Origin of the sequence: Microbacterium sp. NPDC006705 (assembly GCF_044903545.1) — a bacterium.
Taxonomy (GTDB): domain Bacteria; phylum Actinomycetota; class Actinomycetes; order Actinomycetales; family Microbacteriaceae; genus Microbacterium; species Microbacterium plantarum.
Map to the genome: position 1 here is coordinate 1 of NZ_JBJDQQ010000006.1, position 23,704 is coordinate 23,704.

At 66.1% G+C, this 23,704-nt stretch carries 32 protein-coding genes and 1 pseudogene; 14 read left to right on the forward strand and 19 right to left on the reverse strand.

Features of this window, described 5'->3' with window-relative positions; genetic code table 11:
- Positions 1 to 311: alcohol dehydrogenase catalytic domain-containing protein (locus tag ACI2K6_RS16085; protein ID WP_404568979.1), on the reverse strand; the 311-nt coding region annotated here is incomplete at its 3' end.
- A 244-nt stretch (positions 312 to 555) separates the two neighbouring features.
- Here ACI2K6_RS16085 and ACI2K6_RS16090 point away from each other — a divergent pair.
- Positions 556 to 765, forward strand: a pseudogene (locus tag ACI2K6_RS16090) (IS5/IS1182 family transposase); the annotation flags it as partial.
- Positions 766 to 769: 4 nt separating this feature from the next.
- Here ACI2K6_RS16090 and hxlA read toward each other — a convergent pair.
- Together hxlA and hxlB are read right to left on the reverse strand one after the other, a co-directional pair.
- The gene (gene hxlA, locus ACI2K6_RS16095; RefSeq protein WP_271174940.1) at positions 770 to 1,393 is read right to left on the reverse strand and encodes a 3-hexulose-6-phosphate synthase; all 624 of its coding nucleotides are present in this window, start codon (positions 1,391 to 1,393) and stop codon (positions 770 to 772) included.
- A gap of 28 nt (positions 1,394 to 1,421) precedes the next feature.
- Positions 1,422 to 2,000, reverse strand: a complete 579-nt coding sequence (gene hxlB / locus ACI2K6_RS16100; protein WP_323986749.1) for a 6-phospho-3-hexuloisomerase — start codon at positions 1,998 to 2,000, stop codon at positions 1,422 to 1,424.
- A 100-nt stretch (positions 2,001 to 2,100) separates the two neighbouring features.
- Between hxlB and ACI2K6_RS16105 the strand changes: the two genes are divergently transcribed.
- The gene (locus ACI2K6_RS16105; protein WP_323986750.1) at positions 2,101 to 2,925 is read left to right on the forward strand and encodes a LuxR C-terminal-related transcriptional regulator; all 825 of its coding nucleotides are present in this window, start codon (positions 2,101 to 2,103) and stop codon (positions 2,923 to 2,925) included.
- Between the two features lie 122 nt (positions 2,926 to 3,047).
- Here ACI2K6_RS16105 and ACI2K6_RS16110 read toward each other — a convergent pair whose 3' ends face one another.
- Positions 3,048 to 3,782, reverse strand: coding sequence for a recombinase family protein (locus ACI2K6_RS16110; RefSeq protein ID WP_323986751.1), 735 nt, complete (start codon positions 3,780 to 3,782; stop codon positions 3,048 to 3,050).
- Between the two features lie 250 nt (positions 3,783 to 4,032).
- Here ACI2K6_RS16110 and ACI2K6_RS16115 point away from each other — a divergent pair, with 250 nt between their 5' ends.
- From ACI2K6_RS16115 to ACI2K6_RS16135, 5 genes are all read left to right on the forward strand, one after another.
- Positions 4,033 to 4,572 carry a TetR/AcrR family transcriptional regulator gene (locus tag ACI2K6_RS16115; protein ID WP_239281895.1) on the forward strand — a complete coding sequence of 180 codons (540 nt, stop codon included), beginning with the start codon at positions 4,033 to 4,035 and terminating at the stop codon, positions 4,570 to 4,572.
- Positions 4,569 to 4,913 (forward strand): multidrug efflux SMR transporter, encoded by a 345-nt coding sequence (locus ACI2K6_RS16120; protein WP_239281897.1) that lies wholly within the window; start codon positions 4,569 to 4,571, stop codon positions 4,911 to 4,913. Before ACI2K6_RS16115 ends, ACI2K6_RS16120 begins: the two co-directional genes overlap by 4 nt.
- A complete protein-coding gene (locus tag ACI2K6_RS16125) occupies positions 4,913 to 5,233 on the forward strand; it encodes a multidrug efflux SMR transporter (RefSeq protein ID WP_239281899.1) in 321 nt (106 codons plus the stop codon). Before ACI2K6_RS16120 ends, ACI2K6_RS16125 begins: the two co-directional genes overlap by 1 nt.
- A 196-nt stretch (positions 5,234 to 5,429) precedes the next feature.
- On the forward strand, positions 5,430 to 5,789 hold the full coding sequence (locus ACI2K6_RS16130) for a helix-turn-helix transcriptional regulator (protein WP_006590980.1): 360 nt from the start codon (positions 5,430 to 5,432) through the stop codon (positions 5,787 to 5,789).
- Positions 5,786 to 6,388 carry a cadmium resistance transporter gene (locus tag ACI2K6_RS16135; RefSeq protein WP_016997609.1) on the forward strand — a complete coding sequence of 201 codons (603 nt, stop codon included), beginning with the start codon at positions 5,786 to 5,788 and terminating at the stop codon, positions 6,386 to 6,388. Before ACI2K6_RS16130 ends, ACI2K6_RS16135 begins: the two co-directional genes overlap by 4 nt.
- A gap of 809 nt (positions 6,389 to 7,197) precedes the next feature.
- Here ACI2K6_RS16135 and ACI2K6_RS16140 read toward each other — a convergent pair.
- From ACI2K6_RS16140 to ACI2K6_RS16165, 6 genes are all read right to left on the reverse strand, one after another.
- Positions 7,198 to 8,073: a hypothetical protein gene (locus tag ACI2K6_RS16140; protein WP_323986752.1), complete on the reverse strand. Its 876-nt coding sequence runs from the start codon at positions 8,071 to 8,073 to the stop codon at positions 7,198 to 7,200.
- Positions 8,074 to 8,136: 63 nt separating this feature from the next.
- On the reverse strand, positions 8,137 to 8,739 hold the full coding sequence (locus ACI2K6_RS16145; RefSeq protein WP_323987777.1) for a DUF305 domain-containing protein: 603 nt from the start codon (positions 8,737 to 8,739) through the stop codon (positions 8,137 to 8,139).
- Positions 8,740 to 8,832: 93 nt separating this feature from the next.
- Positions 8,833 to 9,273, reverse strand: a complete 441-nt coding sequence (locus ACI2K6_RS16150; RefSeq protein ID WP_323986753.1) for a DUF6153 family protein — start codon at positions 9,271 to 9,273, stop codon at positions 8,833 to 8,835.
- 42 nt (positions 9,274 to 9,315) lie between these two features.
- The gene (locus ACI2K6_RS16155; protein ID WP_323986754.1) at positions 9,316 to 11,448 is read right to left on the reverse strand and encodes a heavy metal translocating P-type ATPase; all 2,133 of its coding nucleotides are present in this window, start codon (positions 11,446 to 11,448) and stop codon (positions 9,316 to 9,318) included.
- Positions 11,449 to 11,508: 60 nt separating this feature from the next.
- A complete protein-coding gene (locus ACI2K6_RS16160; RefSeq protein WP_323986755.1) occupies positions 11,509 to 11,829 on the reverse strand; it encodes a cation transporter in 321 nt (106 codons plus the stop codon).
- A gap of 24 nt (positions 11,830 to 11,853) precedes the next feature.
- Positions 11,854 to 12,135: a metal-sensitive transcriptional regulator gene (locus tag ACI2K6_RS16165; RefSeq protein WP_323987779.1), complete on the reverse strand. Its 282-nt coding sequence runs from the start codon at positions 12,133 to 12,135 to the stop codon at positions 11,854 to 11,856.
- Between the two features lie 59 nt (positions 12,136 to 12,194).
- Between ACI2K6_RS16165 and ACI2K6_RS16170 the strand changes: the two genes are divergently transcribed.
- The 5 genes from ACI2K6_RS16170 to ACI2K6_RS16190 all read left to right on the forward strand — a co-directional run bounded on the left by ACI2K6_RS16170 (position 12,195) and on the right by ACI2K6_RS16190 (position 15,375).
- Positions 12,195 to 12,323, forward strand: a complete 129-nt coding sequence (locus ACI2K6_RS16170; protein ID WP_323986756.1) for a hypothetical protein — start codon at positions 12,195 to 12,197, stop codon at positions 12,321 to 12,323.
- A 73-nt stretch (positions 12,324 to 12,396) separates the two neighbouring features.
- A complete protein-coding gene (locus tag ACI2K6_RS16175; RefSeq protein ID WP_323986757.1) occupies positions 12,397 to 13,017 on the forward strand; it encodes a hypothetical protein in 621 nt (206 codons plus the stop codon).
- 101 nt (positions 13,018 to 13,118) lie between these two features.
- Positions 13,119 to 13,697, forward strand: coding sequence for a copper resistance CopC family protein (locus ACI2K6_RS16180; protein ID WP_323986758.1), 579 nt, complete (start codon positions 13,119 to 13,121; stop codon positions 13,695 to 13,697).
- 89 nt (positions 13,698 to 13,786) lie between these two features.
- Positions 13,787 to 14,131: a metalloregulator ArsR/SmtB family transcription factor gene (locus ACI2K6_RS16185; RefSeq protein WP_282501776.1), complete on the forward strand. Its 345-nt coding sequence runs from the start codon at positions 13,787 to 13,789 to the stop codon at positions 14,129 to 14,131.
- On the forward strand, positions 14,128 to 15,375 hold the full coding sequence (locus ACI2K6_RS16190) for an MFS transporter (protein WP_282501775.1): 1,248 nt from the start codon (positions 14,128 to 14,130) through the stop codon (positions 15,373 to 15,375). The genes ACI2K6_RS16185 and ACI2K6_RS16190 overlap by 4 nt, the downstream gene beginning before the upstream one ends.
- A gap of 87 nt (positions 15,376 to 15,462) precedes the next feature.
- On the opposite strand, the gene ACI2K6_RS16195 is transcribed toward ACI2K6_RS16190, so the two are convergent.
- From ACI2K6_RS16195 to ACI2K6_RS16225, 7 genes are all read right to left on the reverse strand, one after another.
- Positions 15,463 to 16,062, reverse strand: a complete 600-nt coding sequence (locus tag ACI2K6_RS16195) for a DNA-binding protein (protein WP_282502681.1) — start codon at positions 16,060 to 16,062, stop codon at positions 15,463 to 15,465.
- A gap of 123 nt (positions 16,063 to 16,185) precedes the next feature.
- Complete coding sequence (locus tag ACI2K6_RS16200; RefSeq protein ID WP_282502691.1) at positions 16,186 to 16,452, reverse strand: PadR family transcriptional regulator; 267 nt, start codon at positions 16,450 to 16,452, stop codon at positions 16,186 to 16,188.
- A 122-nt stretch (positions 16,453 to 16,574) separates the two neighbouring features.
- Positions 16,575 to 17,816 (reverse strand): HAMP domain-containing sensor histidine kinase, encoded by a 1,242-nt coding sequence (locus ACI2K6_RS16205; protein ID WP_269268750.1) that lies wholly within the window; start codon positions 17,814 to 17,816, stop codon positions 16,575 to 16,577.
- Positions 17,816 to 18,484, reverse strand: coding sequence for a response regulator transcription factor (locus tag ACI2K6_RS16210; RefSeq protein ID WP_269268749.1), 669 nt, complete (start codon positions 18,482 to 18,484; stop codon positions 17,816 to 17,818). The genes ACI2K6_RS16205 and ACI2K6_RS16210 overlap by 1 nt, the downstream gene beginning before the upstream one ends.
- Positions 18,485 to 18,513: 29 nt before the next feature.
- Positions 18,514 to 19,275 (reverse strand): FAD:protein FMN transferase, encoded by a 762-nt coding sequence (locus tag ACI2K6_RS16215; protein WP_269268748.1) that lies wholly within the window; start codon positions 19,273 to 19,275, stop codon positions 18,514 to 18,516.
- Between the two features lie 2 nt (positions 19,276 to 19,277).
- Positions 19,278 to 19,502: an FMN-binding protein gene (locus ACI2K6_RS16220; RefSeq protein WP_311200160.1), complete on the reverse strand. Its 225-nt coding sequence runs from the start codon at positions 19,500 to 19,502 to the stop codon at positions 19,278 to 19,280.
- A 275-nt stretch (positions 19,503 to 19,777) separates the two neighbouring features.
- Complete coding sequence (locus ACI2K6_RS16225) at positions 19,778 to 21,109, reverse strand: ferredoxin reductase family protein (protein ID WP_282502679.1); 1,332 nt, start codon at positions 21,107 to 21,109, stop codon at positions 19,778 to 19,780.
- A 236-nt stretch (positions 21,110 to 21,345) separates the two neighbouring features.
- Here ACI2K6_RS16225 and ACI2K6_RS16230 point away from each other — a divergent pair, with 236 nt between their 5' ends.
- A complete protein-coding gene (locus tag ACI2K6_RS16230) occupies positions 21,346 to 22,089 on the forward strand; it encodes a VIT family protein (protein WP_269268746.1) in 744 nt (247 codons plus the stop codon).
- A 420-nt stretch (positions 22,090 to 22,509) separates the two neighbouring features.
- On the forward strand, positions 22,510 to 22,845 hold the full coding sequence (locus ACI2K6_RS16235; RefSeq protein WP_269268745.1) for a hypothetical protein: 336 nt from the start codon (positions 22,510 to 22,512) through the stop codon (positions 22,843 to 22,845).
- Positions 22,846 to 22,972: 127 nt separating this feature from the next.
- Here the strand turns inward: ACI2K6_RS16235 and ACI2K6_RS16240 are convergent, their stop codons facing one another.
- A complete protein-coding gene (locus ACI2K6_RS16240; RefSeq protein ID WP_404568980.1) occupies positions 22,973 to 23,359 on the reverse strand; it encodes a thermonuclease family protein in 387 nt (128 codons plus the stop codon).
- Positions 23,360 to 23,373: 14 nt separating this feature from the next.
- Positions 23,374 to 23,703 (reverse strand): hypothetical protein, encoded by a 330-nt coding sequence (locus ACI2K6_RS16245; protein ID WP_269268743.1) that lies wholly within the window; start codon positions 23,701 to 23,703, stop codon positions 23,374 to 23,376.
- Between the last annotated feature and the right edge of the window lies 1 nt (position 23,704).

Consider the following 23,704-nt stretch of genomic DNA (forward strand, 5'->3'; position numbering starts at 1 on the left):
AGGCAGTAGTTGGTCAGGCCGCGTTCGCAGTTCTTACAGAATCCGCACGAGATGTTGAAAGGGAGCACAACCCGGTCTCCGACCCTGACCTTCTCCACACCACTACCGACCTCGATGACCTCCCCCATGTTCTCGTGACCGAACGTCCGGCCTACCTCGAAGGAGGTCCGCCCCTCGTACATGTGGAGGTCCGAGCCGCAGATGTTCGTCGTCGTCACCCTGACCAGCACATCGGTAGGGCGCTCGATCTTCGCGTCCGGGACGTCCTTCGTGCTGACCTGACGGGGTCCCTCGTACACCACTGCCTTCATGTCCACTCCGTTCCGATGTGTTGCTCGGTGTTTCTTTGGTAGGGCCTCGACAACGCTGGGCCCTGCGCGAGACAGCAAACGCCCCCACCGAACGACATGTCAAGGGGCTCGCCTTGAGTTGATGTGTTTGATGAGGAGCCGGTACCGCAAAGGGGTAAGCGTCACGACTGTGGTCGTCAGCGCGGGCCCTGTGCCAACCAACGCGGCTGTGCGAATCAGCGGTGAGTAGCGCGCCGCTTGCGCTCGCAAGCGCCGCCGGTCACGCGGCGGACGACCCGTCGGGTTCGATGCCGCCGACTACAAGGGCCGCAACGTCATCGAGCGCCACTACTGCCACTCCAAGCAATGGCGTGGACTCGCCACCCACTACGACAAGCATGCGATCGTCCATCGCACCGCAGTGATCCTCAACGCCGTCATCGCCTGGACCCGGCTATTGTCAGACACGCCCTAGGTCGTCAGACGATGGCTGCTCGGAGTTCCGCGGCGGCAGCACCGACATCGGGAGCGCCGTAGATCGCGCCTCCCGCCACAGCCACCTGCGCCCCAGATTCCTGCACCGAAGCGATCGTCGAGCTATTGATGCCGCCTGCGACTGAGAACGGCACGCCCGAAGCTTTGCCGTCCTCGAGCAGGGTGGCAAAGGTGAAGCCCTCTTCGGCCTGCTCGTCGAGGCCCGCGTGCATCTCGACGAACTCCGCTCCAAGTGCAACGACCTCCTTCGCACGCTTCGCCTTGTCGCTCACGCCGATGAGATCGACGACAACGCCCTTACCGTGCTTCTTCGCCGCCTTCACGGCACCGGCAATCGTGCTGTCACCGGCGCTACCGAGAACCGTCACGAGATCGGCACCCGCAGCGAAGGCAATATCAGCCTCGAGCTCGCCGGCATCCATCGTCTTGAGGTCGGCGAAGACGACCTTGTCGGGGTGGGCCTTCTTGATCGCGGTGATCGCCGAAAGGCCAGCACTCTTGATAAGCGGGGTACCGAGCTCGAGGATGTCGACGTGCGGCGCGGCGGCAGCAGCGAGTTCGAGCGCGGCCTCGGTAGAGAGGGTGTCCATGGCAAACTGCAGTTTCATTTGGATTCCTTTCGTGCAGTGGTTTGCGTCATTCGAGATTTGCGTGGCGAGGCCAGAGCTCATCAGCGGTCAAGCCGGAGCGGCACCAGAGTGTGTGGAAAAGCGCGTCGCCGAGGACAACGACCAATTGCTCGAAGAGACTGCCGGCATACTGCTCAGATGCCGTTTCAGAGCGATCAAGCTTGCCCGCAGCCGGCACGACTACCGTGACGGCTGCCAGCGTTGCGAGCGGAGAGTCTGGGACTGTTGTAATCGCCGCCACCCGGGCGCCAGCATCGACGGCTGTCTGTGCCGCGCGCACGATGCCGTCCGTTGTTCCGGAACCGCTGGCAGCGAGGAGCAAGTCACCTGGTTCGATCGCAGGAGCGGTGACCTCCCCGACGACGTGGACGGTCAGGCCAAGATGCATGAGTCGCATCGCGGTCATTCGCAGCGCGAGCCCCGATCGGCCTGCACCCAGCACGAAGACTCGCGGAGCAGCGCCGACGATATCCGCGAGCTCCGCCAATTCCGCCCGGTCGCGAGCGATCAGTCTGTCGGTGGCGAGTTCGAGTTCGCGGGCGATGCGGCTGAGCGAGTTGCCCACACCGATTTCGAGGACGTCCATCGCCCCATCATCACGGCCGTCGGCCGCGTTGGCTCCTCCGCAAAGGACCAGGCCAACCTACCCGTAGGCATGGGCCTACCTGAGTGGGTAGGTTGTCACCGTGGACCTCACCGAACTGGCGTCGCCCGCGTCCCGTCAGCATGTCGCCGACCACGCCCGAATCGTCGCCGAGCATGCTGACCGGCACGCGATCACGCTCGAATCTCTGCTCGCACTTCTGCGATCGCCTCGCCTCGATGACCGCGCAGCACGCAACATGGCGATCGAGGCGGCAACGAGCGCCTTGATCGGGCTGCGCGCTGTCACCGATCAGGAACGCAGCAGCATCCTCGAACCCGTCGTCGGAGCGTTCGCCCGACTGCAGAGCGACCTGCTCCCCCTCGTCCGGTTCGGCGATCTCGACGTGCAGTTCGTTGAGCCGCCCGCGACCGGTCGGGCACTCCCCGGAGAGGTCGCGCACGCGGCGCGCGCCATCGTCCGCAGCTCGGTGCTCGCACTCGCGGATCGCAGCGAGGCTCGGCGGGTGCGCATCCAGTGGGACTGCGACGGCCTAAATCTCCTGATCGGCATCCGAGATGACGGGGCCGGCGAACTTTCCGCACACGACGACTCGATCCGCCCAATCGTCGAACGCGTCACAGCCCTCGACGGCGCGATTGCGGTCTCCTCAACACCCGGCTGGGGGTCCTCAGTCGACATCCGCCTCCCCCTCGATCCGCCGGCGGAACCCGAGCCACTTCCGGAATTCTCACAACTCTCCATGCGCGAACGAGATGTGTTACGGCTTCTCGCATCGGGAGCGCGCAATGCCGAAATCGCGGAGGAGCTCCTCATCTCCGTCAACACGGTGAAGTTCCATGTGTCGAACCTTCTCCGGAAGGTCGGCGCGCGCAATCGGGCGCAGCTTATTGCAACGTCGAGATGATTTTCACCAGCGTCACCCGTGACCTAGGGCATGTCTGACAATAGCCGGGTCCAGGCGATGACGGCGTTGAGGATCACTGCGGCGCGATAGACGATTGAACCGTCCCCGGTTCTCTACCGCTCCTATGCGGGTGCCAGCCCACTAGTGTCGTCGCGCTCGTATCCTGAGCACCATGGACGGACTGGAGACGACCACGACGGGCGCTTCGGTATAGCCGAGGTTCTCGACCACATAGTCACGCGCTGCGCTGTTCTCGCGGATGTCTGCCTCGGTGAACGACGCGCCTCCATCCGCTTCTGATGCCTGCCGGCCGCGCGGTAGACGCTGCTGCGCGACGTGTTGAATAGCGTGGCGATCTCAGCCGGAGTCATCTCGTTGTCCGCGAGGTGCCTGGCGATCGCCGCATCCTTCTCGGGCGACAAGCTCGGCTGCCGGCCTTTCAACTTCGCCCGGACCGCGGGGCGCGCCATCGCCTCCTGGGTCCGGAGACTGATCCATCCACCCTCCGCCTCAGCCATGCCAGCGAGGAAAGTGAGAAACAGCTTCGACCACGGGTCGCGAGGGTCGTACGTGGTGCGCCCCATCTGAAAGATCACGCCGCGTTCGGTGAGCTCACGAACACGCCGGAGCGTCTCTTCCGCATTCCGCGCGAACCGGTCCAGCCGTGGGACGACGAGAGTATCCCCTTCTCGCACCGCGGCCATCGCTTCACGCAGCCCCGAACGCTCGAGGTTCTTACCCGTGAACCCCTCGTCGGTGTAGATCCGGTCGGGGGCGACACCCAGCTCGAGCAGGGCGAGGCGCTGCGTCTCGACGTCCTGGGCGATAGTGGACACCCGCGCGTAGCCAACGATCATCTGACCCTCCTCGTCGTCCCATATAGGGAACCGTCAGCGGGATTCCTTACGAACACGCTATATGGGACGGTCGACATCGTCGGTGGGGCACGTGATTCTGCCTGAGTCGTCAGCAAGCGCGCACGCTCGATGCCGTCCCACAAAGCGATCCCTAAACGGGCAGTTCCGTTATCGAGCCCGGCGGGGCAGCAGCTCTCCGCTATGAACATGCCGGAGGCGCGCTTAACCAACCGGATGGTAAAGTAGATGCATGGCATCGAACTCGCGTGAAGAGATCCTCGCGCACGCTCTCGACATCATCCGTGGCGGTGGGGCGATCTCGTTCGACTCGGTGGCGCAGTCTTCCGGGCTGTCCAAACCGGGTCTGATGTATCACTTCCGAACGAAGGAAGCGCTCATGCTCGGCCTTGTCGATCACGTCGCCGACGAGTGGCAGCGCGAGATGGACGCCCGGCTCACATCCCCGTTCCAGGGCTCGACAATGCGCGAGCGAGCGGGCATCTACGTCGAGGCCTGCGTCACCCGTGAACCCGACCCTGCCGACATCGTGATGCTCACCGACCCCCGCCTGCGCCAAGAGCTCACCGCCCGGTGGGCGGAGCGGATCTCGACCTGGTTCGTGGGCCTCGAGCAGCTGGCGCTCCCTGAGCGCGGATACATCACAGCTGTTCGGCTGCTCGCGGACGGCGCCTGGTTCGCCGGCGCCACAGGCATCAACATCCCCACACCCGACGAACGGGCCGTGATCCTCGCGGCTGCGTATGAACTCCTCTCGAAAGTCGAAGCATGAAGAAGTGGCTCTTCCTCGTCGGCGCGATCCTCAGCGAGGCCGCCGGCTCCCTCTCCCTGAAGGCGGCACTCGACCACCCCGCCTGGTACGCACTCGTGGCAGCCGGATTCATCAGCGCCTTCCTGTTCCTCTCCCTCACTCTGCGGCAGGGGATGGCGCTCGGCGTCGCATACGGGATCTGGGGCGCCTCCGGTGTCGCACTCACCGCCATCCTGTCCGCGGTCATCTTCGGTGAAGCACTCACCCCCGTGATGCTGGGCGGGATCGCGCTGATCATCCTCGGCGTCCTCACCATCGAGCTCGGCTCCCAACGAGCCGCCAAGAAGCGAGAGGCACTCTGATGGCCTGGCTGTTCCTCATCGGCGCGATCCTCTTCGAAGTCGCCGGCACCCTCGCACTGCGCATGGCCACACACGGCAAGAAGATCTGGATCGCCGGCGTCGCGATCGGCTACCTCGCCGCCTTCGCATTCCTGTCCCTCACCCTGAGCGCCGGAATGGGCCTCGGCGTTGCCTACGGCATCTGGGCAGCATCCGGCGTCGCCCTCACCGCCATCCTCAGCAAACTGCTCTTCGACGAACCCTTCACCTGGATCATGGCCGCCGGCATCGCCCTCGTCGTCGGCGGAGTCCTCCTCGTCGAACTCGGCGCCACACACTAACCACGCGAACCGGACGGGCCCCTGCAACAAGTTCGGAGCGGGATCCCGAACTGCGTCCCTGTCGAGGACCCGCTGCTTCGATCAGGCGCGCATGTTCGCCCATCGAGCGGCGCCCGCAAGCCGATCCCCTTACGGGCATGCGATCTGGGCTGACGCCTGTGAACGAGTGTTCAGTGCGCGCTGTATAGTTCAGTTCATGCTGACTATTGCTTCGCGTCTCGACGTGATGAACCGCCTGGGTCGTGCACTGGCCGACCCCACTCGATCCCGGATCATCTTGACCCTGCTCGACCATCCCGCTTACCCGGCGGAACTGGCCCGAGATCTGGACCTGACACGCCCGAACGTGTCCAACCACCTGGCATGCCTGCGCGATTGCGGGATCGTCGTCTCCGAGCCCGAGGGTCGTCGGACACGATATGAGATCGCCGATTCGCACCTGGCGCAGGCGCTGACGGCACTGGTCGATGCCACCCTGGCAGTGGACGAAGACGCCCCGTGCATCGATCCCGCCTGCTCGCTTCCCGGATGCGACGCAGCTGGGGAGGGCGCATGATCCTCACCTCGGTCTTGCAGGCGATGGGCCTGTTCGCAGCGACCAACATCGACGACATCATCGTGCTCTCCCTCTTCTTCGCGCGAGGGGCAGGCCAGCGCGGCACTACCGCCCGCATTCTGGCCGGCCAGTACCTCGGATTCGCCGGCATCCTCGGTGCCGCGGTCCTGGTGACCATCGGTGCCGGAGCATTCCTGCCCTCGGCAGCCATCCCGTACTTCGGTCTCATCCCTCTGGGCCTCGGCCTCTGGGCCGCATGGCAGGCCTGGCGCGGAGACGATGACGACGATGACGACGAGGCCAAGGTTGCCGGCAAGAAGGTCGGCGTGTGGACAGTCGCAGGCGTCACCCTTGCCAACGGCGGCGACAACATCGGCGTCTACACCCCTGTCTTCCTCAGCGTGGAACCTCTCGCAGTAGTCGCCTACTGCATCGTCTTCCTCGCGCTCGTCGCGGTCCTGGTGGCCCTGGCAAAGTTCGTCGCCACCCGCCCCCCGATCGCAGAAGTGCTCGAACGCTGGGAGCACATCCTCTTCCCCATCGTTCTCATCGGCCTCGGCATCGTGATCCTCGTCAGCGGCGGAGCCTTCGGACTCTGACGTAGCGGCAGCGATCCAAACGGCCCCGACCGGGCGCACCCCTCTCGGTTCAGACCGCGACACCTACCTGCAGCCAGTCCTGCGTGATCGCGGCAACAAGACCGCCACGGAGCGCTGCAAAAACCCCGCCACCAAGCGAACCAAGCCACATGTCGCGCAGCTGCCCGTCGATGTCGACGGGCCTGCCGGAAACGATCGTTTTCGGCAGGAACGGACAGAGGTAACGAGGGTCAGGGGGCCGATGGTGAGGCGGGAGATTTCGCGGCATAGGCACGATCGGTGCTGAAGACTCGTTAGGAGCGCTCGGTTTCCTGCGCAACGAGGGACCGCGTTACCGCGGACGCCGAAGCTTGCCGGAAGACGGCATCATGACAGCGCCGCTCCCCAGCTCATGCCGACTGGCTCGGGTCGGAGTAAATCTGGCGAGGTTTAGTGAGACAGGTATGCTCACGCTCTCCGGGCCCTTTTCATTGACCCAATCGATCAAGTCCTCCGTGAGCTCTGGGTCGTTCATCTCACCGAACCAGACGGGGTCGGGCTCGGTATGGCGTGCTGCATCGCCGGGGACAACCACAATGACATTGGAGTGCTCACACGCATCGAGGCACTTGCTGGTGGCGACAAGTGCTGAGTCGGATGCTCCCTCTCTGACCCGGCGCAGCTGTTCCATATGGTTGATCTCGGGATGCTTGGTACGACTACCGCAGTCCCCGCCGCGGCACACCACGATGACAGGTTGGTCTTGCGTGTGCAGCTCATCGGATGTTCGCCGCTGAGTCTTTCGTTGCTTTGTCATGGCAGGAGACGGGTCACGGACGGGCCGTTGTGAGGGAGGTGACGCCTGTCTGATCCACCGTGACGACGTCACCGTCGTTGGTGATGGCGACAGCTTGCACGCTAAGACTGGTACTGCCGGCCTTGTCCCATCCGGTCGCGCCGGCAGTGGTGACCCATACGGTCCCTTCCGTGTCTACGCCCACGATCTGTTCGTGGTCGGGCGAGTTGTTCAGGAGCGCGATGGTGGGGGTGTTGGCCCAGTTGGTGAAGGTTGCTCCCGAGTCTGTGCTGGTCTGCAGTCCGTTCTCTGTGGAGGCGATGACGCGTTTGGTGGCGTCAACGACGAGGTTGTATGCGGGGAGGGTTGCGCCCGCGGGTTCCCAGGTGTGCCCATTGTCTTTGCTGATGAGGAGGTCGGGGCCGTCGGTGGCGATTCCGTAGACGACGCCCCAGGGGGTTCCGGCTAGGACGTGGAAGTCCTTCTCGTTGGTGAATGTCACAGGAGTCCAGGACATCGCCCGGGTGGTGCTTTGGATGATGCCCAGGTGTGGTGTTCCGAGCTCGGCCGGAGTGTCCTCACCGGGATGACCGGATGCCAGCAGGGTGTCTCCCGCAAGGGTGAGACCCATTGCGTCGAATCCGGGCCCGATACGGGCGCCGATCGCACCCTCAGCGGTGGCGGGGATGATTCCCGCGTGGGTGGCGACGAGGAAACCGTCGCCCGCGGGGTCAGTGACGACCCCGTGCACATGGGTGAGTTCCGGTTCGGGAGCCGCAGTGGCATCGCGGGGATTGGCGCCGCATCCGGTGACCAGCATCGCGGCGGCGATCGCTGCTGCTGAGGTCAAGGCGCGGCGGACGGAGTTGGCGGAGGACTTGTGGGCGCTGGGGATGGAGCTGCGGCGCATTGTCGGGACCTGGCAGGGGTCTGACCCGGGTGTGGAGCGCGGGAGCGCTCCACACGTTCGGGGTCAGAGCGTTGCGAGGATGTCCTCCATCTCCGTGATCTCCGCGGTCTGGGTGTCGACGATGTCTTGCGCCATCTGGGTCGCGCCCGGGTTCTGGCCGTTATTGACTTCGTCCTGCGCCATCTCGATCGCCCCTTCGTGGTGCGCCGTCATCTGCTCGAGGAAGAGTCGGGAGGCGTCGTTCCCGGTGGCATCATCGAGGGCCTGCATGTCCTCTTCGTTCATCATCCCGCTGCCGTGGTCCATCCCGTCCATGCTGTCCTTGGCGGGTTCGGCGCCCCACTCTTCCAGCCACTGTTCGAGCTGGTCGATTTCGGGTTGCTGGGCAGCTTTGATCTTCTCGGCCAGTGCGGTCACCCGCTCGTCGACACCGTCCTTGGCTAGGAGGGTGTCGGACATCTCCACGGCCTGGGTGTGATGCGGGATCATCATCTGCGCGAACATCACGTCCGCGTCGTTCGCGTTCGCGGCCTCCGCCGAGGGCGATGAGTCTCCATCGTGGTTCATTCCGGGCATTGAAGAGGAGTTTCCGCCGTCTGCGCACCCGGCAAGGGTGAGAGCGGCGGCGAGGGTGAGTGCGACGGTCGCCGCGGTACGAATCTTCATCAGGGTTCTCCAAATATCGGTGTACGTGACGCCAGCAGCTCGCTGGCAACAGAGCGGGACGAGCGGGTACGAGGTACGCCGCTCAGCCACGGCTCACGTGCGACTGATGCAGAGAACGGATAACGACGGTGTGGGAGGAACGTGGCCGCGAACCCATGCCCGGGCGACGGTGGGTGCTCTGCCGCGCAGCAGTCCCAGGAGGTGCCCGACCCGTGGGGAGAGCAGAACCGTGAGGGCCATTAGGGCGAGGATGCACGCCATCGCGAGCATGTCCGCGTGACCCCCGCCACAGTCGGCGCACTCCGTCGCGGCCGCCGCCTCGTGTCCGTCCGCGTGAGCTGCGCCGTGTCCGGTATCCATCAAGGCGGTGTGAGCCACTGTGGCGGGGTCGTGCCCGTGGGCGGAGCTGAGCGAGTGCATCGCGAGGAGCCCCAGGATCACCGCGCTCGTCACGGCCAGGAGGGTGAGAAGCGTGCGCGTTCGCGTCAGCGTGCGCGAGCGGTTGACGCTCTCAGCGATGTTGATCAGCGACACGATTCACCTCCTCCGTTCCAGGCTACGACCAGCGCCTATCGATCAGCGGCGCCCTGCCACCGCGTCAGGGGTGAGATCCAGTCGGCGCAGCAACTGCGCGTTGAGCGCAACGACGATCGTCGACAGGGACATCAGGATCGCCCCGATCGACATGGGCAGCACGAACCCGACCGGGGCCAGGATGCCCGCGGCAAGGGGAACGGAGATGAGGTTGTAACCGGCCGCCCACCACAGGTTCTGCTTCATCTTCCGGTAGCTCGCGCGGGACAGTTCGATCACCGACAGCACCGACCGCGGGTCGTCGCTAGCGAGGATCACCCCCGCGGAGGCGATCGCGACATCGGTTCCAGCGCCGATCGCGATACCCACGTCGGCCTGAGCAAGAGCGGGGGCGTCGTTGACGCCGTCACCGACCATCGCGACCTTCCGGCCCTCGTCCTGCAGCGCTTTCACCTTTGAGGCTTTGTCCTCGGGGCGGACCCCGGCGAAGTACCGGTTGATCCCGAGTTCCGCGGCGACGGACCCGGCGACAGCGTCGGCATCTCCGGTGATCATCACCACCTGCACGTCCCTTTCGTGAAGGGCAGCCACTGCCGCTCGCGACTCGGACCGCACCTCGTCGGCCAGGCGTAGTGCACCAGCGACCTGCCCGTCGATGAGGACGTGAAGGATGATCGCACCTTCCTTGCGCCACTCCTCCGCGACCGGCAACTCCGTGCCGCCTGCTTGTTCCAGCAGGTACGGTCCACCGACCTGCACGGCGCGTCCTTCCACCTGCGCACGCACCCCCACTGCGGGCGACGATGTGAAGTCGGTGGCAGCAGGGAGGCGTAGCAGCTTCTCTTTCGCGGCGTTCACAATCGCTCGGGCCAGCGGGTGCTCGGAGTCGGACTCCGCTGCCGCGGCGAGAGCGAGCAGCTCGTCCGAGGTGATGGCACCGGCGGGCTTGATCGCAGTAACCGCGGGGGTGCCCTTAGTGAGGGTGCCGGTCTTATCGAACAGGACCGTGTCGACGGTGCGCATGCTTTCCAGCGCGAGCCGGTCCTTGATGAGCACACCGCCGCGAGCGGCCCGCTCGGTCGCGATCGATACCACGAGAGGGATCGCCAGGCCCAAGGCGTGGGGACATGCGATCACCAGCACGGTGATGGTGCGGATCACCGCATCATCGGGCAACCCAACCAGCGTCCACACGATCGCGGTGATCACACCAGCGCCGAGCGCGAACCAGAACAACCACGCGGCCGCACGGTCCGCGATCCGCTGGGCGCGGGATGACGAGTTCTGCGCATCGGTGACAAGCTTCTGGATTCCGGCGAGAGCGGTGTCCTCCCCCACCGCAGTGATCTCCACCCGGACACCCGAGTCGGTCGCGACCGTCCCGGCGACGACCTGGTCGCCGTCGCTGCGGCGGACGGGACGAGACTCGCCGGTAATCATCGACTCGTCCATGCTGGCTGAGCCCTGCACGATCCGCCCGTCTGCGGGAACCCGCCCGCCGGGGCGGACGACCACAACATCCCCCACTTGCAGGTCCGCCGGCGCGACGGTCACGGTGTTGTCCCCGTCGACCTTCTCCGCTTCGTCGGGCAGGAGCGCGGCAAGGGAGTCCAGAGCGGACGTGGTCTGCGCGAGCGAACGCATCTCGATCCAATGCCCGAGCAGCATGATCACGATCAGCAGCGCGAGCTCCCACCAGAAATCAAGCTCATGATCGAGGACCCCAAGGCTCGCACCCCAGGACGCTAGGAACGCGACCGTGATCGCGAGGGCGATCAGCAGCATCATCCCGGGCTTGCGTGCCCGCAGCTCACTAACCGCACCGGTGAGGAACGGGGCACCACCCCACACGTACATGACCGTGCCCAGAACCGGAGAGATCCACCCCACCCACGCCGCATCGGGAAGCTCATACCCGATGAGCATCGCGAACATCATCGAGAACCCGACCACCGGAACCGCCAAGATCAGCATGATCCAGAACAGTCGACGGAAGCTCGCGACGTGGTCCCCGTGGCCAGCATGCCCGCCGTGATCAGCATGCCCATGCGCGGAATGACCCGATGCGGGCGCCCTCTCGTCGTTCGGGCTGTGACCCATCGCGGCATGGTCGTGCTCTGCAGCGACCGCGTAGCCCTGGTGGGCGGCGTGGTCGTGATGCTCGTGCTGGCTCATCAGAGCCTCCCTCTTTTCAGCGCAGCAGGTGCGCGGGTCAATCGGGTGCGCCGACCGCGTTCACGCAGTCGCGCTGGTCAGGGCGTACCCGGCCTCCTCGACTGCAGCCTTCACGGATCCCTCATCGATCGGGCGGTCGCTGTGGATGGTGACACGCGAAACGCCACCGGCATTCAGGTCGACAGTGACGCCTTGAACGCCGTCGATCGCGAATAGCTCCTCAGTCACACTGGACACGCAGTGCGAGCACGTCATGCCCGATACGAGCACCTCGCCCGTTACCGCCGACGTCGCGGCAGCAGTTTCGGACACCGATGATGTCGCGCAGCACGCACACCCCGCGTTGGCGTCCTTCAACCCAAGCTCGATGCGGTCAGTCATATCTCTCTCCCTAAATCAGTCGAATCATGAACGGACCAGGCGCGCGATCGCATCGTTTGCTTCCCGGATCTTCTCGGCCGCCACAGCGCCACCCTCGGCGGTGGCCTCAGCGACGCAATGGTTGAGGTGATCCCCCAACAACGACAACGCCACCGTCTCCAGCGCATTCGTCACGGCCGACACCTGGGTCAGCACGTCGATGCAGTACTTTTCCTCATCGACCATCCGCGCGATCCCGCGCACCTGCCCCTCAATACGGCGAAGTCGCTGCTGCAGATCGTCCTTGCTAGCGGCATACCCATTCATGATGGGCACCGTACCCCCCTAGGGTATGCAGTGCAACCGGTTCAGAGTCATCCGCCCCGATGCTGGCCGGCGGGACGCTCGTCGTGGGGCTGCTCGTCGCCGTGACACTCACCGCGCTCCTCACAGCCACCACGGCCGGCTGGCCCATGCTCCTGGGCACGTGGGTGTTGCTCGGTATGGCGGGGTAGGCGCTGGCGCGTCAGGAACGATCGTTTTCGGCGGGGGGATCGTGACCTACATTCAGTCAGCGAGAATGGATCGATGAGGCTGCACCGGGGTGCTCGCGCTGCGCGCGGTGGCCTGGTCGCGCTGTTTGCGACGTTCGTCGCGCTGATGTCTCACGTTGCGGGTGGCGGTGAGGTTCCAGGCTGGCTGGGGCTGTTCGTGCCACTCGTGCTGGCGGCTGCGGTGTCGACGGTCATTCTCGGCCACCGGTTGTCCATGGTGCGCCTGACGCTGTCGGTCACCGCCTCACAGCTGCTCTTCCATACTCTGTTCACTGTTGGGGCTCCCGGGGGCGCAGCTTCGCTCGACGGGTACGTGCACGGGCACCATCACACCGCGATGATCGCTACCGAAGCTGCTGCCTCGGCGGTGACGCATGATCACGGTGGCAGGACTATGTGGGTGGCCCACGCTGTTGCTGCGGTGATCACGGTCGCCGGCATCTATGTCGGAGAACGATCCGTGCTGCTGGCGGCCGCCGCGGTAGGCGAGGCCCGTGCGTGGCTGCGTCGGAAGACTGCGATCGTCGCCGCCCCCTCGGTCGTGATCCCGGACGGATCCCTCTGGGTGGTCGCCCCTGCGGCGCGTGCCCTGCGGTCGTTGTGCGTCCTCCCTAGTGATCGGCGCCGCGGGCCACCGCTGTCTTTCGGCATCTGACCACTTCACGCGACGGTCTCTCCGTCGCGGACCCGTGCGCGAATCGCGCCGGGTGTCAGTTCGTTCCCGCTCCCTGCCGGGAACTCTCCGAAAGGATGCCCATGCGGCATACACATCTCTTCAGCGGCGCTGCGGCCGCGGTCCTCGCAGCACTCCTCGTCACCGCCGGCGGTGCGCCGGCTTTCGCCCACGAGAGCCTGGCATCAAGCTCACCCTCCGAGGGGCAGCAATTCGACACTGCCCCGGAGCAGGTCGAACTCGTCTTCACCGCCGAAGTTCTCCCGGAAGGCGCAGCCATCGCCGTCGTCGACGACGCCGGCACAGACTGGGTTGACGGTGAGGCAACAATCGACGGCTCGACGGTAACGATCCCCCTCGAAACGGGTATGCCGGACGCCGGCTACGAAGTGCAGTGGCGGGTGGTGTCCGGGGACGGACACCCCATCTCGTCGACTATCCCGTTCGCCGTTGGTGACGCGGAAGTCTCGACCGAGACGCACGACGACGGGCACTCTTCCCACTCCGAAGACTCCGACCCGGACCATGCGGATTCGGAGACGGCAGGTGACTCCGCCGCACTCCCCGCGTGGGCACTCGTGACACTGGGTGTCGGTGGCGCTGTCGTTGCCGCCGGTCTCGCTTTCCTGGCCGTCATCCTCGTCCGCCGTCGCCGCACCTAACCAACGACGCGGCGGCAGCAACAGGGCGGCCCGGGCAGCACCTCACGGTGCGTGACCGGGCCGCCCTTCACATGTACTACTATCTGCGTATGCACGTAGATACGAATGGAGACGACCTCAATCCCGCCAGTGAGTATGTCGAGGTCGCCGTCGAAGTGTTCCGGCTCCTCGCTGACGCGACCCGTATCCGCATCGTGCTGGCGCTGCGCGACGGGGAGCTGTCGGTGAACCATCTCGCGGACATCGTCGACCGCAGCCCCGCAGCGGTTTCGCAGCACCTCGCAAAACTGCGGTGGGGGAAGCTCGTCCGGGTTCGCCAGGACGGGAACAAAGCGTTCTATCGCCTCACCGATGAGCACGCGATGCGGCTCGTCGTCGAGGCGATCCGGCAGGCGGAGCACGCCGTCGACGACGCCCCGGGACACCACGCATGATCCGCGTGCTTCGCAACCCCACCTATCGGGCGTTGTTCTCGGCCCAAGTGCTCGCCCTCCTCGGCACAGGTCTTCTCACCGTTGCTCTCGGGCTGCTCGCGTTCGACCTCGCGGGTGAGTCCGCCGGCGCCGTGCTCGGCACGGCGCTGACGATCAAGATGGTCGCCTACGTCGGCGTGGCACCGCTGGTCGCAGCCCTCGTTGACCGGCTTCCGAAAAAGGTTGTCCTGGTCGGTGCCGACGCGATCCGGTTCGCGATCGCGCTCTCTCTTCCGATGGTGACCGAGACGTGGCAGATCTACGTGCTCGTGTTCGTCCTGCAATCAGCATCCGCGACATTCACACCCGCGTTCCAGTCCCTCATCCCCAGCGTGCTCCCCGAGTCACGCGACTACACCCGCGCCCTTTCGCTGTCCCGCCTCGCGTATGACCTCGAAGCGCTGGTGAGCCCAATCATCGCCGCGGCGCTGCTCACCATCGTCTCCTACAACAACCTGTTCCTCGGGACCGCGCTCGGTTTCGCCTGCTCCGCAGTCCTGGTACTCATCGCGAAGCTCCCCGCTCGAGAACCCAACGCCTCGACCGACACGTTCTGGCAACGCCTCCCCACCGGCGTGCGCGTGTTCGCGCGGACCCCGACGCTGCGGTTCGTGCTGCTGACCAACGTCGTCGTCGCCGCGGGCACGGCGATCGTCCTCGTCAACTCCGTCGTCTACGCCCGCGGGGTCTTCGGGCTCGATGACACCGCGCTCACCCTCGCGCTCGCCTGCTACGGCATCGGCTCCCTGGCCGTCGCGCTCAACGTTCCCTGGCTCGTCGACCGGTTCGGAGTCATCCGCCCCATGCTCGCCGGTGGCACGCTCATCGCCATCGGGTTGCTCGCCGCTGTGGCACTCACCGCGCTCCTCACCGACACCGACGCCGGCTGGCCCGTGCTCCTGGGCACCTGGATGCTGCTCGGCATGGGCACCTCGCTTGTGAACACGCCGTCGTCCCGGCTGCTGGCCGAAGCCTCAACCCCGCAGAACCGAAACCTCGTCTACACGGCACAGTTCGCGCTCTCCCACGCCTGCTTCCTCATCACCTACCCGATCGCCGGGTGGCTCGGAGGCGCAAGCCTGCTGGCAGCAGCCGTAACCCTCGCCGCCCTCGCCATCGGAGCCCTCGCGGCCGCCACTTTCCAGGCACGGAAAGCACGCCCCGAACCCACGAGCCAAACGACCGCAAACGTCCGCCGAAACTAGGTATCGGGGACCGTTTCTGACCCCCAATATGGCGGGGTAGGTGCTGGCGCGTCAGAAACGATCGTTTCTGGCAGGCCTCGTCAAGCGTCAGCCCTTGGACGGCTTACGGCTCTCGCGCGCCTCCTGGGTGGCTCGATCGCGCTCGCCAATCAGTCGGTCGCGTTCCTCGACCAGCGCCTCCGCACGCGCTTCTGCTCGATCGGCCCGGGACCGTTCGCCGGCAAGCTCATCTGCTGTGAGCTGTGCGCGTTGCTCGGCCTCCGCTCGGGCACGCTCCGCGAGCTGCTGTGCCTCCTGCTGCTGCACCTTCGCGTCCGTCACCGCGCTGTCGAGCGCATCCTCAGCCTTGGCGAGGTCATCCGTGAGCGCGTCGCGCTCTGCCTCTAGCTGCGTAAGACGCTGCTGCCAGCCCTCCCGCTCGGCGGCGTGCTCCGCCCGCGCGAGCACGACCGCCTCGGCCCAGATCGCATCGAAGCGAGTCCGTAGCGCGTCAGGGACACTCGGAACATCGCCCTTGCTCTGCTCGCGCTGATTCCACTCGCGTGCCACGTCCGCGGCGACAGACATCTTCACGCCGGAGCGCTCACGCACGGCTCTCGCCGTGACTGCGGCTCCCTCCGCGGCCAACGCTTCGGCGGCCGCAGCCGCGCGGCTCGTCGCGGCTGCCTGCTCGTTTACCTCGGCCATGCGACCACTTCCTTTCGTGAGTAACGCGGGAATCGTTGTTACTTGTTACCCATGTTACCCAGACACCTAGCACCTCGCGGGTGGATCCCTGTCTAGCTTGCGCGGGAGTGGTGGTGTCCGTTGTCATCGGCCTGTGTCTTCCTGTGTGAAGATACGCATCCGTTGCCGGGCGACCGCGAGGCCGCGCTGGCCTTTCTCGGTCGCGGAGTACAGCTTGCGGATGCCGCGCTCAGTTCGTTCGGTTCGTACGGTGAGGTAGCCGTCTTCGGCCATTCTGTGGAGCATGGGGTAGAGGGTGCCCGCTGAGAGGCGGTATCCGTGACTGGCGAGCTCCTCGATCATCCAGGCGCCGTAGATCTCTTCCTGTGACGCGTGGTGCAGCACGTGCATCCTGACGAGCCCAGCGAGGAGGTCACGGTACTCCTCCAGTTCGTCAACGGAAGGTTCGCTCGCCACTCCGGCTTTCTATCGGAGTTCGATATCGAATGTCGATAGGGCAGGTGAACGTGTGCTTAACGCGCCGACGATGCGACGGGGAAGCTGCACACGACAGTGCCGCCCGAGTTCGAGTGGTCGATGGCGACGGTGCCATGGTGTCGCCGCGCGATCTCGCTCACGAGGGCGAGGCCGAGGCCATAGTGTCGCGTGCCGCTGCCCGGAGCGCCGGTGCGGGTGCCTGCTCGGCTGCTGGAGAATCGTTCGAAAGCGGTCGCGGCGATCGTCGGGTCGAACCCGGGCCCGTCATCGGTCACAGTTAGGACCGCTCTGGACGCGCTCGCCGTCACTGTGATGCTGACGGCGTGCTGCGCATGGTCGAGCGCGTTCGTGCACAGTGCGAGGACGAGGCGCAGGAGTGCCGCGGGCGACCCGGTCACGGTTACCGATCCTGACTTGCCTGTGCGTATCAGTTCGATGTGTCGGGCGGTCGCGTCGTCGGCGAGGAGGGCGATGGCCCGGTCGGCGACGGCGACGAGATCGACGGGCTCCTGCGTCGCGCTGCTTCGTGGGTCGGCGGCGATAAGGAGGTCGTCGAGGATTTCGGTGAGGGCGTTCGTGTCGGTGACGACGTCCTCGATGGCATCGGTGACGTCACTCGGCAGGCTGTCCTGCCCTCTGCGTTTGAGCAGCTGGGCACGGGTACTGAGGAGGGTGAGGGGGGTACGGAGCTCGTGGCTGGCGTCTGCGACGAAGCGGCGCTGGAGTGCCAGCGCATCGGCGAGGGGCCGCATGGCACGCTTCGCCATCAGATACGACGCGGCGAACGAGAGCACGACTGCGATCACACCGCCGACAAGAAGCGCGGCCGAAAGACGACTGAGCTCCTCAGCTGTCTCGTGCTGATCGATAGCGACCTGGATGACGCGGTCGTGGTCCCCATCGGCGGTGGTGAGCAGCGCGTAGGTGCGACCGTCGACGGTGCGTTCGGATCGCTGGTCCCCGCCGCCAGCTTCGACGGATTGGATCGCGGCGGTGTCGAGCAGGCCGTCGGGCATACTCTCGGACGTGACGATCTGGCCGCCGCTGTGAGTATCGACGATGGTCACAAAGGTGCCGGAGGCGGCATCCTTCCTGGAGTCGAGTTGGGTGGCGGCGCGCAGCGCATGCTCGCTGGCCTCGGCGATGCTGCTGCTCACGATCGCGAAGACGACCCCGCCGACGACGACGAGCACCACGAGGACGAGCGCGGTGAACTGGGCGGTGAGTCGTAGCGCGGCGCCCCGGAGATCCTCCGGGTCGCGAGGCCTGCGCGCCATCACCGGAGCGGTCCCAGTTGGTAGCCGATGCCGCGGATCGTTTTCACCGATTCGCGGCCGAGTTTTCTGCGCAGATAGTGCACGTAGGTGTCGATCACGCCAGGATCGTCCGCATCGGGGAACACCGTGCCGAGCAGATCGTGCCGTTCGAAGATCTGCGAGGGTCGGCGTGCGAGGTGCTCGAGGAGTTGAGATTCCCGCTCGGAGAGGTCGATCGTGTCACCGTCGCGAGTCGTGACGGTGCGGCTCCTCGTGTCCAGGGCTCCGTTTGGGAGGGGAAGCGTGGGCACGATGTTGAGATGTCTGCGCAGCAGCGCGCGGATCCGGGCGAGGAGTTCGTCAATGTCGAACGGCTTGCCGAGGTAGTCCTCGGCTCCCCGGTCCAGCCCCTCCACACGGTCGGCGGGGTTGCTGAGGGCGGACAGGATCAGCGCAGGGGTGAGCACGCCGCGTTTGCGGAGCCTGTTGAGCACGTCGAGACCCTCGATAGCCGGCAGGCCACGGTCCAGGATCATGGCATCGAAGCTCTGAGTCAGTCCTTCGTGCAAGGCTCGCTGCCCGTCGCGGGCAAGGACGGTGTCATACCCCTCGGAGCGCAGCAACTGCTCGAGCATGCCGGCGAGGCGGGCGTCGTCTTCGACGAGCAGGATCCGCGCACGCTCGGGCATGATCGCAGTATAGGCAGGGCCTGACGCGCTCATCCGAGGATTAGGCTTGCGGCTTCCCGCAGCCCGGGCGATGCGGTGATCCCCCCGTGGTCGTCGACGGTGAGGGCGTCGACGTCGAACCGGTCGAGGATGTCGTCGCACCACTGAGGACCGCCGGCCAGGATCGCGGTCGCAAGCACATCGGCGGTGACGATGTCATCGGCGACGACCGTCACCTGCCGGTAACGGACGAGAGTGTCCGATGTAGCCGGGGCTCGCCAGATGTGCTCGCCGCGTTCTGCGGTGCCGGAGGTGGCCACCGCCTGCCGTGGGTTCTGCACTTCGAGGGCGCACAGGAGGGATGTTCGGGCGTCGGGGTCTGTGATCCCGATCCGCCACGCGGAGCCGTTGATGCTGCCGCGGGTGAGGATGTCGCCGCCGACGTTGAGCACCCAGGAGGGCATGCCGAAGGTGTCGAGAATGGTGCCAGCCGCTGCGATGGCCGCGGCTTTCACGATGCCGGACAGATCCAGGACACCGTCCGGCCGGTGAGACGTGAACACGCCAGCCGTACGATGCGACCACATCATCGCCTCCCTGTAGCAGTCGCGCACGGCATCGCTGGAGTGCGCGAGCGTCAACTCCCCTGTCGCGATGCGGCTGAGCTCTGAGTCGGCACGGTAGAGGCTGAACCGGCGGTCGAACTCGGCGAAGGCATCTTCCACCTGGAGCAGCACCTCATCGCTCGGCACCGGCCCCGCGAAGCGGAGGCTCGCCGTCGTGCCCATCGTGTTGAACACATGCGTCGTCACGGTCACAGTCCAGCCTGGTCGAGGGCGGACTGGAGCGAGGTCAGGTAGGCGTTGCTCGTGTAGGTGGCACCTGAGACGCTGTGCACGTTCGCTGATTGTGCGGACAGGACTTCCTGACGAAGGATCGGGGCAGCGCGGTTGCTGATCGACACCGACCGGGAATCCTGGTCGGTGAGCTGCAGCGCGGTCACGTCGCTGAGGATGCCGTCCTGCACGGTGATCTGCACCTGGACGTCACCGAAACGCGTATGAACGGATGTCCCCGTGAAAGTCCCCGAGACAGCTGACGTCGTGGTCTCCGACGCGGACGCACTGGGTGTCGGTGCGGGCGTCGCTGTGCTGCTTCCGGCATCCGCCGACGGCGTGACAGTCGAAGTCGGTGCTGATCCGGCAGCCGTATCGGATGTCGTTGTCTCTGACTGCTGGCCATCAGCGCCGAGCTGCCAACCGACCGCGAGTACGGCAATCGAGGACAGGGCGCCCAGTATCGTAGCGCGCGCCCTCACCAGTCGAACCTCTCCACGTGGATCTGCGCTTCCCGCAATCCTGCGGCGCGGGCATCGCGAATCACCAGATCCGTCCACGCCTGCGGCCCGCACACGTAAAGGTCCGAGCGCAGCAAGTCAGGGAACGCCGAGGTGATCGTCACCCCACGCGACAGCGCCTCGGCAGACATCCAGGTGGCAAGGCCCGGAGGCCGTGCACCGAGCATCGTATACACGGTATTGCCGCGCATGCTGGGCAGTGCGCCGATCTCGCTCCACAGGTAGCTCTGGGTGGAATCGGTGCCGCGGAGGACGACGGTGGCTTCACCCGGACTGAGCGGGGAATGCTCCAGCAGGGATCGGATCGGCGTGATGCCGATGCCCGCCGCGACGACTGCGAGTTTCGGAGCGACCCGGTGCGCGTCAGTGAAGACACCGTACGGACCTTCGATCGAGACGCGCGCGCCCGGACGCACGCGTCCGATCGCGGCACTGCCGCGCCCGAGGTCACGCACTGTGATGCGCGCCGTCGTGGCGGTCGGCACAGCGGAGAAGGAGATGGGATGCGCATGCCACCACGTCGCACCCGTCCAGAACCGCCAAATCGCGTACTGGCCGCCGGCCGTGTGCAGCCGATCCAGGTTCCGCCCCGTGAGGTGGAGCGACACGACACCCGGAGCGACCTGCTCGACCCCGGCGACGCGGATGCCGTGACGCGCGCTGCGGATCATCGGCACCAGGAAGCGGAAGACACCGATCGAACCGAACGCGAGCACGTACAGGGCGAGCCAGTACACCCGCTGTCCGGTGCCTTCGGCGAGCACACCGCCCGCGCTCAGCTGGTGAGGCACGGCGACCAGCACGGCGAGGTAGCTGAGCAAGTGGATCAGATGCCAGGCCTCATAGGAGAAGCGACGGCGGACGGCGACGAGCGAAGTGACCACGACCGCGACGAGCAGCCCGAACCCGAGATAGGCGAGCAGCAGGTCCTTGCTCTGGAGGAACCCGATCGTCTCGGCAACCACGTTCGACCCGTCGCTCATCGCGTAACCGACGGTGAGGAGGGCTGCGTGGGCGAGGATCAGTGAGAGGGCGGGCTTGCCGAGCCTGCGGTGGAGGGCCATCGCCTTGTCCTGGCCGAAGACGCGGTCGATCGCCGGAATGCGAGCGGCGAGCACCAGCATCACCAGGATCAGGTCGGTACCCACAAGTCCCGTGACGATGCCGAGCGCGGTGATCGCGGAAGCGGGATCGGTGACCTGGTTCATCCCGCCGTAGGCGAGCCACAGGGAGATCGCGACGGCGACCGACAGCCAGACCGCAACAACCATCAGGTCGGCCGCGCGCATCCGTCGACGAGTGCGGACCCGCCGGACCCGCGCAACCGTATCGTCAGTGCGGAACGTTGCCGCCCGTGAAAGGGGGGCCGTATCTGTCGCCATTCTCAACTCACTTCGCGTAGCTCCGGCTATCGACAGTTCCCACGATCCCCCTCCTTTCTTCCAGGATTCTTAGCCGCCTGGCCGCGGCACGCTTAGCCTCACCAACGTTGCTCACCGGGACCAGCGGTGCTTGTATTGGGGTCATGTCGACAGATCTGCCCGCAGACAACCCCGCGCTCCAGCCGCACCCCGATGAGCCGCATCGCGACGGCATTGCGCAACGGTTGAACTGGCTGCGTGCCGGCGTGCTCGGCGCAAATGACGGCATCGTCTCTGTTGCCGCGATCGTGGTCGGCGTCGCCGGCGCGACCACCGCCTCCGGGCCCATCCTCACCGCCGGGCTGGCGGGGTTGGTCGGGGGTGCGATCTCGATGGCCCTCGGCGAGTACGTCTCCGTCAGCAGCCAGAGCGACAGCGAACGCGCCCTGATCGCGAAGGAACGGCAGGAACTGCGCGACATGCCGGAGGAAGAGCTCGACGAGCTCACCGGGCTCTACCGGGCCCGTGGGCTCAGCGAGCAGACCGCACGACAGGTAGCCGTGGAGCTCACCGCGCACGACGCCCTTGCCGCGCACCTATCAGCCGAGCTCAACATCGACGAGGACGACGTCGTGAGCCCCTGGCACGCGGCGGTCGCTTCCGCAGCCGCGTTCACGATCGGCGCGATCCTCCCCATGCTCGCCATCCTCCTACCCCCACCAGAGTGGCGTGTTCCGGTGACCTTCGCGGCCGTCCTCATCGCCCTCGCCATCACCGGCGCCATCTCCGCACACATCGGCGGCAGCTCCCGACCCCGCGCCATGATCCGCGTCGTCACCGGCGGCGCCCTCGCACTCGCCGCCACCTACGGGGTCGGGGTGCTCCTGGGCGCCTCGGGAGTGGCCTGATACTGAGCGAGGATCTGCTCCCGTTCGCGGTCACCGGTGCCCATCAGCCGCTTATGAAGCGGAGCAGCCAAGGAATGCTGCAAGTTCCGGTGGCTTATTCAGCACCGTTGTAAGGTTTGCAAGGAGGACGAGCCCGACGATGCGGAGGAGGGAGACCGTTGCTGCTTCAGCCAGTACCAGACTCCAGATTCGTCGGTCAGGCCGACGAGACCATCGCATCCAGATATGCGCACCGCCATGACTGCAATCCCGACGGCGGTCATCATGGTGCTCGTTTCCCTCCGGGGGGCACCATGGCCCCGCCGCCGGCCGTCCGCTGCGCGGCTTCGGGTGCCGCTGCAGCGGACACCCCTGCCCACGGCGCGAGCTGGATAGAACAAATGTTCGAACGCGGTTACCCTGGTTCCGAGAGGGGCAGGTGTGACCGTGGGGACGAACAAGCGCTATGCGGCCTCGGTCGACCGGCGGATGGATCAGAAGATCCTGGAACGCATCGCGCGCGACGCCGGCCCGCTGCAGTCTCTCTCCCGCGAAGAGATCGGCCTCGACACCGAGCCCGTGACGATCGACCCGAAACCAAGGCCCGTCCGGGCGTGGGTGCGGTTCAGCGCAACACCCGTGTGGGTCGAAGCCGAGGCGTGCCGGTGGACACCGGATGCCGTAGCTATCCGGTTCCCCGTGGGCGGTGTTGAGCATCGCGCGTGGGTATGGGCGTCTGCGGTGACGCCTCTCAGCGCGAAGCCGCCCGCCGGGTGAGCGCGAACGCGGTCATCTGTCGCCGCCCGTCGCGCACGCTGCCCACAGGCCGCGACCGTCGCGCTCGGCGGCGTTCTGAGCGGCCCTGTAGGCCTCCTGGCCGTCATAAGCGGCGTCGTAGGTGTATTCACCCAGCGCCCGCCTCGATGAGTGTCAGGGCGATGCTGTGGCCGTCGTGGCGGACGTGCCGCAGTAGTCGGCCGCACCGGTCGACGTCGGCTTGGGTGGGGTCCGCGATCAGCTCGACGTCGCTGCGGTAGATCAGCTCATCCAGGATCTCGCGCGCCTCCTGCGCGTAACACTCGTCTGTGTTCCCACCCCGGCCGATCTCGGGGGTGTCTATCCCGATGATCCGCACCCGCTGCGCGCCGGCGCCGGTGTCGACGTCGATCGTGTCGCCGTCAACGACCGCGACCACGACACCGCTCGTCGACGAGCTGCCGGCGTCGGGACCGCCGAGAGGCACACACGCGGTAACGCAGATGCTCGCCCCGATCAGGATCGGAGCGAGCATCAAGCGCCGCGGGCTCAGCGCCATGAGACTCGGCGGCGCTGCCAGCGCACGGCCACGACGATGACGATCGCGAGCACGAGGCCAGCCACGACCGCGATCGCGGGCCGCCAGTCACCCACAGCGACGCAGCAGAAGACCGTGACAACCGCCGCGACGCTGCCGATCGTGACGGTCACAACACCCAGCCGCCACCGATCACCCAAAGCGGCGAATACCGCGGTTAGAACGAGCGCGACGAACGCGATGCCCCCGGCAACGGCGCCGAACCCCGCGATCGACTCAGCAAGTCCGGGAATGGGTGGGATTTGCGGCTGGATGTCGGGCATGCCGGATTGCGAGAACATG

Excerpts from the sequence above, each read along its gene's own strand:
- hxlA (WP_271174940.1), bottom strand. The coding sequence starts at position 1,393 with ATGAAACTGCAGTTTGCCATGGACACCCTCTCTACCGAGGCCGCGCTC.
- hxlB (WP_323986749.1), bottom strand. The coding sequence starts at position 2,000 with ATGGACGTCCTCGAAATCGGTGTGGGCAACTCGCTCAGCCGCATCGCC.
- ACI2K6_RS16110 (WP_323986751.1), bottom strand. The coding sequence starts at position 3,782 with ATGATCGTTGGCTACGCGCGGGTGTCCACTATCGCCCAGGACGTCGAG.
- ACI2K6_RS16115 (WP_239281895.1), top strand. The coding sequence starts at position 4,033 with ATGGCATCGAACTCGCGTGAAGAGATCCTCGCGCACGCTCTCGACATC.
- ACI2K6_RS16120 (WP_239281897.1), top strand. The coding sequence starts at position 4,569 with ATGAAGAAGTGGCTCTTCCTCGTCGGCGCGATCCTCAGCGAGGCCGCC.
- ACI2K6_RS16125 (WP_239281899.1), top strand. The coding sequence starts at position 4,913 with ATGGCCTGGCTGTTCCTCATCGGCGCGATCCTCTTCGAAGTCGCCGGC.
- ACI2K6_RS16130 (WP_006590980.1), top strand. The coding sequence starts at position 5,430 with ATGCTGACTATTGCTTCGCGTCTCGACGTGATGAACCGCCTGGGTCGT.
- ACI2K6_RS16135 (WP_016997609.1), top strand. The coding sequence starts at position 5,786 with ATGATCCTCACCTCGGTCTTGCAGGCGATGGGCCTGTTCGCAGCGACC.
- ACI2K6_RS16140 (WP_323986752.1), bottom strand. The coding sequence starts at position 8,073 with ATGCGCCGCAGCTCCATCCCCAGCGCCCACAAGTCCTCCGCCAACTCC.
- ACI2K6_RS16145 (WP_323987777.1), bottom strand. The coding sequence starts at position 8,739 with ATGAAGATTCGTACCGCGGCGACCGTCGCACTCACCCTCGCCGCCGCT.
- ACI2K6_RS16155 (WP_323986754.1), bottom strand. The coding sequence starts at position 11,448 with ATGAGCCAGCACGAGCATCACGACCACGCCGCCCACCAGGGCTACGCG.
- ACI2K6_RS16160 (WP_323986755.1), bottom strand. The coding sequence starts at position 11,829 with ATGACTGACCGCATCGAGCTTGGGTTGAAGGACGCCAACGCGGGGTGT.
- ACI2K6_RS16165 (WP_323987779.1), bottom strand. The coding sequence starts at position 12,135 with ATGAATGGGTATGCCGCTAGCAAGGACGATCTGCAGCAGCGACTTCGC.
- ACI2K6_RS16170 (WP_323986756.1), top strand. The coding sequence starts at position 12,195 with ATGCTGGCCGGCGGGACGCTCGTCGTGGGGCTGCTCGTCGCCGTGACA.
- ACI2K6_RS16175 (WP_323986757.1), top strand. The coding sequence starts at position 12,397 with ATGAGGCTGCACCGGGGTGCTCGCGCTGCGCGCGGTGGCCTGGTCGCG.
- ACI2K6_RS16180 (WP_323986758.1), top strand. The coding sequence starts at position 13,119 with ATGCGGCATACACATCTCTTCAGCGGCGCTGCGGCCGCGGTCCTCGCA.
- ACI2K6_RS16185 (WP_282501776.1), top strand. The coding sequence starts at position 13,787 with ATGCACGTAGATACGAATGGAGACGACCTCAATCCCGCCAGTGAGTAT.
- ACI2K6_RS16190 (WP_282501775.1), top strand. The coding sequence starts at position 14,128 with ATGATCCGCGTGCTTCGCAACCCCACCTATCGGGCGTTGTTCTCGGCC.
- ACI2K6_RS16195 (WP_282502681.1), bottom strand. The coding sequence starts at position 16,062 with ATGGCCGAGGTAAACGAGCAGGCAGCCGCGACGAGCCGCGCGGCTGCG.
- ACI2K6_RS16200 (WP_282502691.1), bottom strand. The coding sequence starts at position 16,452 with ATGCACGTGCTGCACCACGCGTCACAGGAAGAGATCTACGGCGCCTGG.
- ACI2K6_RS16205 (WP_269268750.1), bottom strand. The coding sequence starts at position 17,816 with ATGGCGCGCAGGCCTCGCGACCCGGAGGATCTCCGGGGCGCCGCGCTA.
- ACI2K6_RS16210 (WP_269268749.1), bottom strand. The coding sequence starts at position 18,484 with ATGCCCGAGCGTGCGCGGATCCTGCTCGTCGAAGACGACGCCCGCCTC.
- ACI2K6_RS16225 (WP_282502679.1), bottom strand. The coding sequence starts at position 21,109 with ATGCGCGCGGCCGACCTGATGGTTGTTGCGGTCTGGCTGTCGGTCGCC.
- ACI2K6_RS16230 (WP_269268746.1), top strand. The coding sequence starts at position 21,346 with ATGTCGACAGATCTGCCCGCAGACAACCCCGCGCTCCAGCCGCACCCC.
- ACI2K6_RS16240 (WP_404568980.1), bottom strand. The coding sequence starts at position 23,359 with ATGCTCGCTCCGATCCTGATCGGGGCGAGCATCTGCGTTACCGCGTGT.
- ACI2K6_RS16245 (WP_269268743.1), bottom strand. The coding sequence starts at position 23,703 with ATGTTCTCGCAATCCGGCATGCCCGACATCCAGCCGCAAATCCCACCC.